This window comes from Bacillus sp. S3, assembly GCF_005154805.1.
Taxonomy (GTDB): domain Bacteria; phylum Bacillota; class Bacilli; order Bacillales; family Cytobacillaceae; genus Neobacillus.
Map to the genome: position 1 here is coordinate 4,580,049 of NZ_CP039727.1, position 14,448 is coordinate 4,594,496.

General features: G+C 44.9%; 13 protein-coding genes. 6 read left to right on the plus strand and 7 right to left on the minus strand.

The window, feature by feature from the left end:
- Nucleotides 1–8 precede the first annotated feature (8 nt).
- Genes FAY30_RS22055 through nikB form a run of 4 tightly spaced genes read right to left on the minus strand, consistent with a single transcriptional unit; the run spans nucleotide 9 to nucleotide 3,866 of the window.
- On the minus strand, nucleotides 9–983 hold the full coding sequence (locus FAY30_RS22055; protein WP_149871884.1) for an ABC transporter ATP-binding protein: 975 nt from the start codon (nucleotides 981–983) through the stop codon (nucleotides 9–11).
- Nucleotides 976–1,989 carry an ABC transporter ATP-binding protein gene (locus tag FAY30_RS22060; RefSeq protein WP_149871885.1) on the minus strand — a complete coding sequence of 338 codons (1,014 nt, stop codon included), beginning with the start codon at nucleotides 1,987–1,989 and terminating at the stop codon, nucleotides 976–978. The genes FAY30_RS22055 and FAY30_RS22060 overlap by 8 nt, the downstream gene beginning before the upstream one ends.
- An 18-nt stretch (nucleotides 1,990–2,007) precedes the next feature.
- Nucleotides 2,008–2,901, minus strand: coding sequence for an ABC transporter permease (locus tag FAY30_RS22065; RefSeq protein ID WP_149871886.1), 894 nt, complete (start codon nucleotides 2,899–2,901; stop codon nucleotides 2,008–2,010).
- On the minus strand, nucleotides 2,901–3,866 hold the full coding sequence (gene nikB, locus FAY30_RS22070; RefSeq protein WP_149871887.1) for a nickel ABC transporter permease: 966 nt from the start codon (nucleotides 3,864–3,866) through the stop codon (nucleotides 2,901–2,903). The genes FAY30_RS22065 and nikB overlap by 1 nt, the downstream gene beginning before the upstream one ends.
- Before the next feature lie 241 nt (nucleotides 3,867–4,107).
- Between nikB and FAY30_RS22075 the strand changes: the two genes are divergently transcribed.
- The 6 genes from FAY30_RS22075 to FAY30_RS22100 all read left to right on the plus strand — a co-directional run bounded on the left by FAY30_RS22075 (nucleotide 4,108) and on the right by FAY30_RS22100 (nucleotide 12,251).
- The gene (locus FAY30_RS22075) at nucleotides 4,108–5,724 is read left to right on the plus strand and encodes an ABC transporter substrate-binding protein (protein WP_411675466.1); all 1,617 of its coding nucleotides are present in this window, start codon (nucleotides 4,108–4,110) and stop codon (nucleotides 5,722–5,724) included.
- Nucleotides 5,725–6,045: 321 nt separating this feature from the next.
- Nucleotides 6,046–7,239: an amidohydrolase family protein gene (locus FAY30_RS22080; RefSeq protein WP_149871888.1), complete on the plus strand. Its 1,194-nt coding sequence runs from the start codon at nucleotides 6,046–6,048 to the stop codon at nucleotides 7,237–7,239.
- Nucleotides 7,233–8,399 (plus strand): amidohydrolase, encoded by a 1,167-nt coding sequence (locus tag FAY30_RS22085; protein ID WP_149871889.1) that lies wholly within the window; start codon nucleotides 7,233–7,235, stop codon nucleotides 8,397–8,399. The genes FAY30_RS22080 and FAY30_RS22085 overlap by 7 nt, the downstream gene beginning before the upstream one ends.
- A 68-nt stretch (nucleotides 8,400–8,467) precedes the next feature.
- Nucleotides 8,468–9,139, plus strand: coding sequence for an AroM family protein (locus FAY30_RS22090; protein WP_149871890.1), 672 nt, complete (start codon nucleotides 8,468–8,470; stop codon nucleotides 9,137–9,139).
- 852 nt (nucleotides 9,140–9,991) lie between these two features.
- Nucleotides 9,992–11,236 (plus strand): MFS transporter, encoded by a 1,245-nt coding sequence (locus FAY30_RS22095; RefSeq protein ID WP_149871891.1) that lies wholly within the window; start codon nucleotides 9,992–9,994, stop codon nucleotides 11,234–11,236.
- Between the two features lie 256 nt (nucleotides 11,237–11,492).
- Nucleotides 11,493–12,251, plus strand: coding sequence for an IclR family transcriptional regulator (locus FAY30_RS22100; protein ID WP_149871892.1), 759 nt, complete (start codon nucleotides 11,493–11,495; stop codon nucleotides 12,249–12,251).
- Between the two features lie 276 nt (nucleotides 12,252–12,527).
- Here the strand turns inward: FAY30_RS22100 and FAY30_RS22105 are convergent, their stop codons facing one another.
- Genes FAY30_RS22105 through FAY30_RS22115 form a run of 3 tightly spaced genes read right to left on the minus strand, consistent with a single transcriptional unit; the run spans nucleotide 12,528 to nucleotide 14,362 of the window.
- Complete coding sequence (locus FAY30_RS22105; RefSeq protein WP_149871893.1) at nucleotides 12,528–13,232, minus strand: GntR family transcriptional regulator; 705 nt, start codon at nucleotides 13,230–13,232, stop codon at nucleotides 12,528–12,530.
- A 44-nt stretch (nucleotides 13,233–13,276) separates the two neighbouring features.
- Nucleotides 13,277–13,978, minus strand: a complete 702-nt coding sequence (locus FAY30_RS22110) for an isochorismatase family protein (RefSeq protein WP_149871894.1) — start codon at nucleotides 13,976–13,978, stop codon at nucleotides 13,277–13,279.
- 12 nt (nucleotides 13,979–13,990) lie between these two features.
- Nucleotides 13,991–14,362, minus strand: a complete 372-nt coding sequence (locus FAY30_RS22115) for a DsrE family protein (RefSeq protein ID WP_149871895.1) — start codon at nucleotides 14,360–14,362, stop codon at nucleotides 13,991–13,993.
- Nucleotides 14,363–14,448: the final 86 nt, after the last annotated feature.

Below are 14,448 nucleotides of genomic sequence, written 5' to 3' on the forward strand. Positions count from 1 at the left end.
CTCCAATATTATGATTCGAAAAGATGGCAGGCCACTCGCTGCGCTGCCTCGTGCTGCTTCAACTCCGGTCTGGCCGTTTTGCAAATATCCATTGCATGCGGGCATCTTTGATGGAAATGACAGCCTGAAGGCGGATTAACGGGACTTGGCACATCCCCTTTTAATAGAATTCGTTCTTTCTTCTCATAAGGGCTTTCTTTCGGGATCGCCGACAGCAGCGCCTTTGTATACGGATGAAGCGGGTTTTCGTAAATTTCAGCAAAGGTGCCGATTTCGACGATTTTTCCGAGGTACATCACGGCAATTCTGTCACACATATAGCGGACCACATTTAAATCATGCGAGATAAAAATATAGGTTAAGTCAAATTGCTTCTGTAAATCTTTTAAGAGATTAATCACCTGTGCCTGGACGGATACATCCAAGGCCGAAACCGGCTCGTCACAGATAATCACATCCGGATTTAACGCAAGCGCACGGGCGATATTAATCCGCTGCCGCTGTCCCCCTGAAAATTCATGCGGGTAGCGGTCCGCGTGGTAGCTGCTTAAGCCCACCACTTCTAATAATTCTTGAACGCGCTTATTCCGCGATTGTTTATCGCCGACGTTATGAATTTCTAACGGTTCAGCAATTAACTGTTTAATCGTTTTTCTTGGGTCTAACGAGGCATACGGGTTCTGGAACACCATTTGAATTGATTTCCGAGATGCCCGAATTTCCTTCGTCCCCATCGATGCTAAATCCTGGCCTTTAAAAACAACCTTGCCGTCAGACGGGCGGATCAATTGGTTGATTAACCGAGCCATCGTTGATTTACCGCAGCCCGATTCCCCGACAATCCCCAGTGTTTCCCCGCGAAAGACTTCGAAACTGACGCCATCGACCGCTTTGACACTAAGCTTTGATTTTTTGAAAGGAAGCGGATCCTGGATCGGGAAATGCTTTTTTAAATTTTCTACTTTAATAATCGCCTCAGCCATGATACGCCTTCTCCTTTCTTTCAAGCCGTTCTTCCTCCGTTTGGAAATGGCAGGAAGTAAAATGGCCTTCCTCTACCTCAATCAGATTCGGTTTTTTCGAAAAACAAATATCCTGTGCATACGGACAGCGGTCGGCAAAATGGCAGCCGTTGATTTCCTGGCGCAAATCAGGCGGCGTTCCCGGGATAGCCGGCAGCTTCTGCTCATTTGCGATTTCACTAGAAATCTGGGAATCAAGTAATCCCCATGTATACGGATGGAGCGGGTTATCAAAAATCGTCTTCACACTGCCGGATTCAACGGTATTGCCGGCATACATGACAATGACCTTATCACACATTTCCCACACGACGCCGAGATCGTGGGTAATCATAATAATCGACGTATTAACCGTCTCCTGCAGATGCCGCATCAAATCAAGGATTTGTGCTTGAACGGTCACATCCAATGCCGTCGTTGGCTCATCGGCAATTAACAGCTTCGGATTACAGGCGAGGGCAATCGCAATCATCACCCGCTGCCGCATCCCGCCGGAAAATTCGTGGGGATACATATCGATGCGTTTTTCCGCTTCCGGAATACCGACCAGCTTCAACATGTCAATTGCGGCTTGCTTCGCTTCTTTTTTCGAGACCTTCCGGTGGGTGCGAATCGATTCGATGATTTGATTCCCAACGGTAAAGACAGGATTTAAACTTGTCATCGGATCCTGGAAAATCATTGAAATCTCATTGCCTCTGACTGCCCGCATCTCTTTTTCCGATAAAGCCAGCAGGTCCTTCCCGTCAAACATGATCTTCCCGCCGGCAATCTTTCCGGGCGGACTTGGGATCAAACGGAGCAAAGCCGTTGCCGTCACACTTTTTCCCGAACCGGACTCACCGACAATGCCGAGCGTTTCTTTTTTATTTAAGGTAAAACTCACACCGTTTACTGCTTTCACAACAGAAGACGAAGAGCGAAAATGCACTTCCAAGTCTTCCACCTTTAGTAAAAAATCTGTCATGCCTATCACCTCCAGCTTCTACACTTTCATTTTTGGATCCAGCGCATCGCGTAGACCGTCGCCGAACAAGTTAATGCCCAGCACGGTAACCAAAATCGCTAATCCGGAAAAAGTGGCCATATGCGGACTTAATACTAAGAAGTCCTTTCCATCTTTTAAAATACTTCCCCATGAGGCGGTTGGCGGCTGTACGCCGAGCCCCAAGAAGCTTAACGCTGCTTCTGAAATAATCGCACCGGCCACGCTCATCGTTCCATAGACAATTAGAGGGGCTAAGCAGTTTGGCAGAACATGTTGAAAAATAATCCGGCTGTTCGTTGCACCCAATGATTGGGTGACCTCAATGTATTCCTCTTCTTTCACACTGAGCACCTGTCCGCGCACGATTCTGGCAAATCCGGGAATATTGGCAATCCCAATCGCGATGATGACATTGACAAGACCCTGACCTAAAACAGTCATTAATGTAATGGCTAATAAGATAAACGGAAAAGCGAACAATCCATCCATCGTTCTCATGATAATCGAGTCAAGCCGGCCGCCGAAATAGCCGGAAACTAAACCAAGCAATGTGCCAAAAAAAGCACCAAAGACCACGGCGGAAATACCGACAATTAACGAAATTCTAGCCCCGAATACTAAACGGCTGAACAAATCTCTTCCATAGTTATCAGTTCCTAAAAGATGTCCGTCCGTTCCCGGAGTTACGAGTGAATTGACCACATCCATTTGATTGGGTGGATAAGGAGCAATCAATGGAGCGAAAATAGCAACGATGGTCATAAAAGCTGTGATGCCAAGGCCAATCGCCGCAAGCCGGTTGCGCAGCAACTTTTTCAATAGGCCTGCTTCTTTTTTGATCTTATTATTATTTGGTTTGCTTGATGATACTGCCGTTGGTGCTGAAGCCATTATTTGCCCCCTCCTTTGTTGGATGTTAAATTCACTCTTGGGTTGACGACTTTGTACATGACGTCAACAAATAGATTGACTAAGACGAAAATAACAGCAATAAATAGTACGGTTCCTTGAACGACAACAAAGTCTCGTTTATCAATGGCGTCGACAATTAAACGCCCCATCCCCGGCCAGCTGAAGATCGTTTCCGTTAATACGGCACCACCGAGCAGCATCGAGATTTGCATGCCAAGCACCGTTAATAATGGTGTCAGAGCATTTTTAAAGGCATGCTTGCAAATGACCCAGAACTCACTTAGGCCCTTTGAGCGGGCGGTTTTGATATAATCCTGCGAAATCACTTCGAGCATGCTTGAGCGGGTAATCCGGGCAAAGGTGGCCATCGGAATCGTCGCCAGCGTAATACTTGGAAGGATTAAATGTTTGATATAAGGGATGAATCCTTCGTCAAGCGACCCCATCCCGGTAGCTGGAAACCAGCCAAGGTTCACACTAAAGTACAGGACGAGCATGACTCCGAGCCAAAAGATCGGCATGGATACGCCAATTAAGGAAACGAGCATAACCGTATAGTCTAATAGAGAGTTCTGTTTCGAAGCTGAAATAATTCCGGCTGGAACGCCCACCGCTAAGGCAATAATCAGGGCACTCGCCGCTAAAATAAGTGTGTTTGGAAAGCGATCCAGTATTAACTGAACAATCGGCTCATTATAAGTAAGCGATACACCAAAGTTCCCGCGAAGCAGGTCGCCAATATAATGGAAGAATTGAACATATATAGGATCATTTAATCCGAGTTCTTGCCTTAAGGCTTGTATATCTTCCACACTGGCCTGCGGTCCAAGCATGACACTCGCAGGATCACCGGGAATCAGCCTGGTAATAATAAACACAATCACCGCAACAACAAAAATGGTTGGCAGAAGATCGAATAGTCTTCTAATAATATATTTCCCCATATGTTACCTCCCTTTCTAACTTTCACCATTTGAAACACTGATTCAGTATGTGAATTACGATTAAGTGTAGCATCGTAAAAATTAGTTGTAAATATAGAACAATCAAAAAAGAAAATATTTTTTAAAAATTTGAAATCCTTCTTTACTCAGATACTTTAATGTGATAAATTTATTTCTAAATTCAATATTTGAAATGCCGATTCACAATGTGAATCAAAAAAATTATAGGAGGCGTTGTCGTTTGAAAAAGAAACGTGTCAGTCGTTTAATGTTACTGGTCATTGCTTCTATTGTTTTACTATTAAGTGCCTGTTCTTCAGGAGGGAAATCAAATTCTTCTTCATCAGCTGATAAGGAAAAACCTGCTGCAGCCGGTGAACCACAAGATGGCGGAGTATTAAAGCTGGGACTTTCAGCTAACCCGAAAACATTAGACCCGATCAAATATACCGGTGTCTATGAGTCACAAGTGATGCGCTCTATTGCTGATACACTTATCGTGTATAACAAAGAATTGAGCGAGTTTTTACCGGCTCTTGCAACAGAATGGAAAGTTTCCGATGATGGCAAGGTTTATACCTTCAAATTACGAGATGATGTTAACTTCCAGCCTGGTAAGTATCAAGATGGAAGAAAAATGACGGCTGAGGATGTTAAATACAGCCTTGAGCGTTCCGCTAAGGAATCGGCGATGAATCGCTTACGCGGTGTCGATAAAGTTGAAGTCAGCGGGGAAAATGAAGTAGCGGTTTATTTAACTGAACCGAATGCTGCATTATTAGCGATGCTGACAGATGCCGGAAACGTGATTGTCCCTAAAGAAGAAGTGGAAGGCTGGGGCGAAGAATTCGGTTCACACCTAGTTGGAACCGGCCCGTTCAAAATCGATAGCTGGGCAAAGGATTCCGAGGTGAAAGTTAGCCGCTTTGATAAATATTGGGGCGAAAAACCTCATTTAGATGGTGTAACATTCAAAATTGTCGCTGAACCAAACATGATGACAAATGCCCTGCGTTCTGGTGACGTAGATGTAGCGATGGATATTAAAGGGCAAAACCGTGAATTAGTGAAGCAGGATGATAAATTAGAATTGCTTTCAAAACCAGCTCTTTCTTTAACTTACTTGGATTTGAATAATAAAAAAGGCCCAACTGCCGATCCAAAGGTTCGTGAAGCCATTTATAAAGCAACAAATGTTGAGGAAATCACTAAAGGCGTTAATAAATGGGGCGGTTCAGAAAAGTCATTTATGCCGCTGCCTAAAAATTCATGGGGCTACAGCAAGGATTTAGAAAAGCTCACCCCAACATATGATCCAAAAGCAGCAAAGAAATTGTTAGCAGAAGCCGGCTATGCGGATGGCTTTAAAACAGAGCTTTATCTTGCAGAAGCCCGCGTGCCATACGGAACAATTTTCCAAAATCAAATGAAAGAAAACCTCAATATTGATGTGGAACTAAAAGTAGTTGAATGGGGAACTTACAGTGATACGGTTTCAAAGGGTAACGCACCAATGTCAATCGGTGGCTGGACCTGGTATCCGGATCCTTACTTCTTCTTATATCAATTGTTCCACACTGATCAAATCGGAGCACTTGGAAACGGTAAAGGCTACTCCAACCCTGAGGTCGATAAACTGTTACAGCAAGCCGTTACCGATACAGTCGATCAAAATGAAAGAGCCAAGCTTTACCAGCAGGCACTTGAAATTATTATCAAGGACGTACCGCGCATCGAGCTTGATACCCTTGACGCAACAGCAGGCATCAACAAAAATGTCCAAGGGTTTGACGTATCTCCGGACTTCTCCGTACAAATCGTCAATCCAAACGGAACCAACGTCTGGATGAAGAAATAAGCGCAAGCGCCCTGAGCCAGACAATTCTCGAGGTCTTAGGCTGTATTAACGGTCATAGTTGATTTATTAACTAGTTGATTGGAGCAGAGGGCGCGAGACTCCTGCGGGAGCAGCGGGACAGGTGAGACCCCACAGGCGCTTTAGCGCCGAGGAGGCTTACCGCCCGCCCCGCGGAAAGCGAAGCGCCCGGAGCGGAAATCAACAGCCATGTTAAGCAAAGCTTATTTTTAAAAACGCAGGGGGATGATTCTCTTGCTTTCCCTGGTGGAAGCAAGGGGACCGTCCCCTATTTTAATTCCAATTGAAAGAAGGTAATGAACCATGGCGAAAATAGCCATAAAAAATGCAAACGTTTTTGATCACGACAGCGGCAGCTTTAGCAGACAAACAGTTTTAATCGAAGCAGAGAAAATCGCAGCCGTCCTTTCTCCTGATGAAGACGTTCTTGTTGATGTCGAGATTGATGGCCGCGGATTATTTTTGACACCCGGGTTGATTGATACATGTTCGCAAATTGGTTTAAAAGAAATTGGCATTCGCTGGGAAGGTAATGACGGCTATGAACCATATGAAGAAAACGGCAGCGAGCTTCAGGTAATCGACGGCATTTACCCGTTTGACCAGGCCTTTCATGATGCCGCTGCATCCGGGGTCACCGCCGCCCATATAGTCTCTGCCCCGGAATCCGTTGTCGGTGCACGTACCTCCGTCATTCACACCACCGGAAAAACAGCCGATGACATGATTCTCCGGAAAAATCTTGGGGTTAGCTTTTCCATGGGTGATGTTCCGAAAAATGCCTTTTGGGAAAAAACCAAACTTCCCCTTACCCGCATGGGGATTGCTCAAAAAATCCGAACGACGTTAAAGCAATTACAATGTTCCCACGATTTGCGGGATATGCCTATTTTTATCCGCTCCCACCGGGCAGATGACATTGCTACAGCTGTTCGGATTGCCGAGGAATTTGGAATTTCAATTATTTTAGTTCATGCGACGGAATTTCCGTTGGTAGCAGGGATGGCGGCTGCAACAGGGATATTGGACGCTTCGGGTGTTCCGGCGGAAAATAGCAGGCTGGCGGCTCAGCCTTTGTCGGTGATTGCGGGTCCCTGCTTCCAGCCCATTGAAAGAGGCGAGTTACAACATTTAGATCCATCGCTGTATGCCGCTTTGTTCGAGCAAGGCGTCCCCTTTACTTTTGCAACCGACCACCCGGTAAGCTCGGTGACCCATTTGCAATTGGAAGGCGCGCTAGCCCTCAAGGCCGGGGTTCCTGAAAAAGTCATTTTAAATGGCCTAACCCGTGACGCGGCCAAGCTGCTGCGCATCGATCAGTTGACCGGAAGCATTCAATCAGGGCTTTTTGCCGATTTAGTCTTGTGGAATAAGCATCCCCTCGACTTAACGGCACGACCAGTCCGGACGTTTATCAAGGGGCAGGAAGTTTACAGCCTGGGGGATTCACAGACCTCGTCGACAGGGAAACAGGAAATGGGAGTGATTCGATGTTAACAGTTTATCGCGGGGCCACTGTCCATACAATGGATGCAGCCAATACCGTTTTCAAAAATGCAGATCTTTGGGTACGCAGCGGGAAAGTAATCAAGGTTGGGGTGAATACGGAGATTCCTAGTGATGCCCGGGTTGAATCAGTCGACGGGCTTGTTATCACACCCGGGCTGATTGACATCCATACACATGTAGGATTATGGGGCGAAATCACAGAACGGAACAATGATGCTTGTGAATACTCTACCCCTTTTACCCCGCTCATGCGGGCCATTGATGGCATCAATCCACGTCACTTTTCTTTTGAAATGGCGCTCCGCGGCGGAGTCACAACTGTTCAAACCGGAACAGGCAGCGCCAATCCGATTGGCGGGGTGTGGACCATTTTAAAAACAGGAGGCGGTTCCTTACAGGATCGGATCATTGTGGAAAAAAGCGGCCTCAAGGGGGCGCTTGGCGAGAATCCTAAAAATGTCTTTGGCCAAGCGAACAAAACACCATTTACTAGAATGGCCGTTGCGCGGCTGATTCGCCATGGATTCCAGCAAGCAGCAGCCTTATCGGATGCAGAACGCACTGAGAGCCTGGAAAATCACACAGAGCTTGCACCGTTTATTGAGGTGCTGGAGGGGAAAATGCCGCTCCATTTACACTGTCACCGGGCTGACGATATCGCCACCGCCATTCGCATCGCCAAGGAATTTAACGTCAAGTTGTGCTTGGAGCATTGCACTGAAGGACACCTGATGCTTCAAGCGATTAAAGAAAGCGGCGCAAATGTGACATTGGGGCCTTTCATGCTTCCGGCTACCAAATATGAAACGCGCAATTTAACACCCGAGGCGCCAAGACTGTTTCATGAAGCCGGCATCCCCTTTGCTATCATGACCGACCACCCATTTATCCCGATTCACTACTTGATTCTTTGTGCGGCAGAGGCGGTCAAGTACGGGCTGGACGAAGTGGCAGCCTTAAGAAGCATCACAAGCGAAGCCGCAAAACTAGCCGGCATTCACGAACGTGTCGGCTCACTCGAAACCGGTAAAGACGCCGACTTTGTTATTTGGACGCACCATCCTTTTGAGTCCCGGGCGAATGTGCTGGGAACTTATATTAATGGGGTGAAACAGGGGCAAAATTCTTTGGCTTCATTGGTAAAGTAGTGGTCAAGCATGAGTTCGGTTATTTAGGATTTATCAAAAAAAGTTACCCGTCAGGAGGGAAAAACGGAATGCAGAAGAAAGTTGGGATCATTACCATTGGGCAGTCGCCAAGAACGGATATGACTCCGGCACTAAGGAGATTTCTCCCAAAAGATGCGGTAATCCTTGAAAGAGGCGTTCTTGACGGAAGGTCGGAGGATGAAATCCAAGCACTACGACCTGAACCCGGACAAACCACCCTCATCTCGCGTTTACAAAACGGCGAAAGTGCAGTGATGGCAAAGGAAAAAATCCTGCCGATGATCCAAATACTCATCGATGAATTGAATCAAGCAAATGTATCATTAATCATCCTTGCGTGCACAGGGAAGTTTCCGCTTTTTACTAGCCGAATCCCTATTGTCTACCCTGATTTTTTACTGAATCATGTGGTGAAGGGGTTGCTGCGGGAAGGGTTGCTCGGCGTCATCCTTCCCCTGCCAGAGCAAGCGGAATCGATCATATATAAATGGAAGGAAGTCGACTTTATGGCCATCCCAATGGCCAGTTCCCCCTACACGTTCGTTGAGGAACAGCTGATTAACGCGGTACAGCAGCTTGACCAATACCCGGTCAAAGCCATCCTTCTCGACTGCATGGGATACACAGAAGAAATGAAGGCAATCGCTCAGGCCCACACCACTAAACCAGTCATCCTCTCGCGAAACGTGATTTATGGGGTCGCGGGGGAGATATTGTGATGCAGGCTGTTTTGTAAGCGATAAAGAGGGTCATGACTATTGCCAAGTAGTCATGGTCCCTTTTTAAAATGGTTAGCACTGGATCTTTTGGGGAAGGGACGAAAGTAAGCAACCATAATGGGTATTGGATTCATTTTCGGTAAAAACCCTGAATGAAATGCATCCAATAAGGGGTATTGGATTCATTTTTGATAAAAATCCTGAGTGAAATGCATCCAATAAGGGGTATTGGATTCATTTTTGATAAAAATCCTGAGCGAAATGCATCCAATAAGGGGTATTGGATTCGTTTTCGGTAAAAACCATGAGCGAAATACATCCAATAAGGGGTATTGGATTCATTTTCGGTAAAACTCCTGAACGAAATACATCCAATAAGGGGTATTGGATTCATTTTCGGTAAAAATCCTGAGCGAAATGCATCCAATAAAGGAGGTTGATAGTGTTTTTGATAATATCTAAAGTTCTATGAATCAAAATCAATAAAACTATGCACATAGTAAGTCTCATATGCCAAACTTGCGAGATAAATAGTGCCCATCACGGGACACCACTCAAATTAACCAAGTAGCTCACCCTATCTTCGGTAATTATCCCCAAAATTCTCTCAAACTCCTAAGTAAATCTACCCCACCATGCTCTCAAAAACCCTCCAAAATATAGTTATCACTATTGGCATGGTGTTAATATGTAAAAGGTTTATATCTTTATAAAGTTTTGATATTTAACATTATATATAAAGTAGATTATGATAAATAAAAAATATAATATTTAGAATTATCACTATAAAGGGATGGAGGATTGTCATTTTAACTTTCTGCTAGCTTAAAAATGAATAGGGAGTGATTGAATATGGAGTCAAAGAGCGGAAAAAAAGTTTCCTTTCGCAGAATCTTTGTTATTTCGGGGTTTAGCTGGATTTTCGATGCAATGGATGTAGGCCTGATCTCGTTTATTGCTGCTGCATTAATCATTGAATGGAATCTGACACCACAAGAAGCAGGATTACTTGGAAGTGTGAATGCCATTGGAATGTTCATTGGGGCAATTGTTGCTGGTTCATTAGCGGACCGTATCGGTAGAAATAAAATTCTTATGTACACGGTTCTATTGTTTTCACTTGCTAGTGGACTATCAGCATTCGCAACAACATTCTCTATTTTTCTCATTCTTAGATTCTTTATCGGCCTTGGGTTAGGCGGGGAACTTCCAGTTGCCTCCACGTTAGTAGCGGAGAATGTTCCGGAGCATAAACGGGGTCGGATGGTTGTTCTTTTAGAAAGCTTTTGGGCTGTAGGTTGGATTATCTCGGCAGTCATTGCCTACTTTATCATGCCGATATGGGGCTGGCGCTCCGCCTTAATCATCGGTGCCTTACCTGCAATATTGGCGATATATATGCGAAAAGGACTTCCAGACTCTCCCCAATTCCGGTCAGCATCTAGTAAAAATACGACGATTCTTAGTAACATTAAAACTCTTTGGTCAGGCAAATATGCAAAAGAAACATCCATGCTCTGGGTGCTGTGGTTCTTTGTCATGTTCTCCTATCACGGAATGTTCCTATGGCTTCCTTCTGTAATGGTATTGAAAGGTTTCACCCTAATCAAAAGTTTTGGCTACGTATTATTGATGACGCTTACACAATTACCTGGATTCTTCAGCGCGGCCTGGCTTGTGGAAAAAATCGGAAGGAAATTTGTCCTTATCACGTATTTATTCCTGGCCGCTGTCAGTGCCATTATTTTTGGAAATGCAGCTTCCCTGCCGATGCTGATCGCCGGCGGTATGGCTTTATCGTTCTTCTATCTGGGCGTAACCGGTGTAACGTACGCCTATACAACCGATCATTATGATTCAAAGATTCGAGCTACAGGTGCCGGTTTTGCCAACGCAGCCGGACGGATTGGTGCCATCATCGGTCCTTTATTAGTAGGTGTCCTTATTGCGAACAAAGTACCATTCAACATCATTTTCATCATGTTCTTCGTGGCTTGCTGCATTGCTGCATTAACCGTACTGTTCTTCGGAAAAGAAACACGTGTTAAGCAAACACATGGAAATGAAGAAGATATCGTGGTTAAAGAAGCATTGTAATACCTATTGTAATAAAGGAATGAAAAGGCAATAACTCCCCCATGCACTGGATTCAATCCGGTGCATGTTTTTTTAGCCGATAAGAAAGTATAACTTTCTTATCAGGCATATGTGCAACTATGCCTCTGTCTTCGCCAATCGGCGAGTTTTCTTTATCCATAAGCATGCTTTAAGGGGGATTCGTCTTGCTTAACCATGATATTGTTTATATACTAGTATAAAAGTCGGTCAATTACCCTTAAAGGAGATTTTGAAAATGGATACAGTAATGAGCGGGCAGGGTATCCAATCATTAGAGAATGGAATTAATATTCTAAAAAAAATAGCGGAAGAAGATAAACCGCTTTCTATAACCGAGATATCCGAACTGTGCGGAATTTCCAAAAGCAAACTCCACAGATACTTGACTAGTCTATGCCGTACTGGTTTTCTGCAGAGAGATGCTTCTCTTCACTATTCAATTGGAACGACACTGATCAGAATTGGCAATAATGCCGCCAAAGGCACTGATATTAAAGATATAGCAAGGCCTACATTAATCAAATTAAGAGATTTGTTTAATGAAACGGTATTCTTATCGATTTGGGGCGGGAATGGTCCGTATGCAATTGAAATAGAGGAAAGCAGGCGTTCGATTAATATTGGGATTCAAGTAGGCAATAAAGTGAGTATTGTTCTGACTACTTCGGGGAGATTATTTGCTGCCTATCTGCCTGAAGAAATCACAAAGGATTTTTTACAAAAAGACATCCTCGAACACCGCTTTGATCCGGAAGAATTCAGAAATGAGCTGTTGGATGTAAAGGAAAAAGGATATTCGGTTACACAAGAGTCACTCATTCCGGGGATTGTGGCGGTTGGGTGTCCCGTGTTTGGCCGCGATCATCAGATTGTGGCCACCATTTCAATCGTCGGGATCAAGGGGGTTCTGGATCTATCCAGCAACTCTCAAGTGATTCATTTGCTAAAAAAAGAATGCATGGAATTGAGTCAGTCTTTACAGTCTGAACTGTAACCACAGCAAAAAAGGTATAATCTCCTTTATTAGAGGAATTATACCTTTTTATTTTAATATAGCCTACTATTACAGCCTGTTGATTGGAGCGGAAGGTGGCGAAGACTCCTGCGGGAGTACGGGGCAGGGGAGACCCCACAGGCGCTAGCGCCGAGGAGGCTCCTTGGCACGCCCTAAGGTGCGCGAAGCCGCCAGGAGTGGAAATCAACAGCCAAGTTTAAAGCCCCTATATTTAATGGGGCTTTTTCTGTCTTCAATGGAAGAGGAGTTTTTTCATTATGTTGACGTGATTTCTATGACTCTATCATTTGGCTCTTCTCCAGCCTGTAACACCAATTTGATCGAATCCCAAATATGTTCCTGGGTTCTTAATCGGGCTAGCTGGGGATCTCGCGCCTTTAAGGCATACACAATCAACCGATGCTGTTTGACTGTTTCATATGGACGGCTCTTGTTATTTTTCCATGCCATAATCCTTATTAAATCAATCCCTGCCCGAAGGTGTGCCAGGGTATTCTTCAACGCATGGTTCCCGCTGATTTCGATAAGCAGGTCATGAAATTCATTATTGAACTTGAGAAATTCTGAATCTTGAATCCCGCTAGTTTCTTCTAATCTTCTTTCTGTTAAATGAAGAAGTTCATCCATTTGATCAAATTGGCTCATAGACCCCCGCTTGGCCGCTAACTGGGCAGCCAATCCTTCCAATTCCGCTCTGAGTTCGTATATGTCCTCAATTTCATTCATGGAAAGATGTTTAATACGGACCCCGTGATGTGGAACAGACTCTAGTAATCTTTCCTGTACCAGCATTTTCAAGGCTTCCCGGATGGGTGTACTGCTCACCCCTAATATTTCCTTCAGCTGTCTTTCTCTGATCCATTCACCGGGTTGAAAGGCTCCTGTTATGATGAGGTGATAAAGATGTTTGTATACAGCCATCGATGTCGTTTCCTTTTGGAGTTTACTGGATGCCATCATCCTCCTCCCCCTTATCTAAAAAGATCAATATTATGAAGGTTTTATCAAACCTTTATCTTTAACCCTTCAAGCTCGCTGATCACTTCTTCCACTGGCACAACGTCTGCATATTTCTGCTGCATATCAAATAGATTAATCGCATGGGAGGCAATCCCCCGGTCAAACGCGCATTCCTCTGGAACAACAACCCGGTAATTGTTAGAGAAGGCATCAATAACAGTCGCCCGGACGCAGCCGCTCGTCGTACACCCTGTGACAATCACCGTGTCAATCTGCTGGGCCGTCAAATAGGAAACCAACGGCGTTCCGAAAAAGGCGCTAGGCTTCTTCTTAGAGATGACAATCTCTCCATATTGAGGCTTAAGCTCCTCTACCACTTGCGTCCCTTTTTCTCCTTCTAATAAGGCAGGATGATCAAATATATTGCCCTTTATGGCGACTCGTTCATTAGAGGCAGATTTACTTCCCTCAATAATGGTAAAAAATACAGGAATGTCAATTTCTCTTGCTTTATTTAGTAGGTTTTTAATCTGTTCAATAGCGGCCCAGCTTCGTTCCCCGCAGCTTGTTGGGTATTTTTGAATCGATTGCTCGATATCCTCGGGGGAATCGCCTGTAAAGCCGTATTGCACATCGACAATCACAAGCGCCGGTTTTTGGCCGATCCCCATCTTTTTTCCCAATCCCGCTTCCTGGTACACCTTTTTATCTTGTTCATCCAAATACTGATCCCATATCCGGCTCATGAAATTCTCTCCTTATCCGTACGTAATGACACGGTCGTGATCGACAGTCAGCTGCACAAGAACATTCGGTTCCGCAAGTTCCACTTTCTTACCGTCCAGCTCTTGTTCCGTCATCCCGCGTGCCCCGCAAGAAATTCTCGATAGATAGATGTCTCCACCGCCTGAGACGATCTTTTCATAAGACTCCCGTATAGACGTTACACCATCTCCAATGCCGATAACACTATCTAATATATCATCACGGAGCAGCTGTACTGCACTGCCGGCCAGGAACATCGAGACCTTGTGGCCTTCATCGATAGCTGTTTTAGCAATTAAAAATGCCCGGTCTGCCTGAGTCGGTGCCTCTGGCCCATGTGTTAAATGAATAAGAATTTTAGCCATGTTTGTTTCCCCCTTTTCTTTAGGTTAAGCTCTGTTAAACGTGGCTGTTGATTTCCGCTACAGTGGTAAAAAGTCAACAATGAACT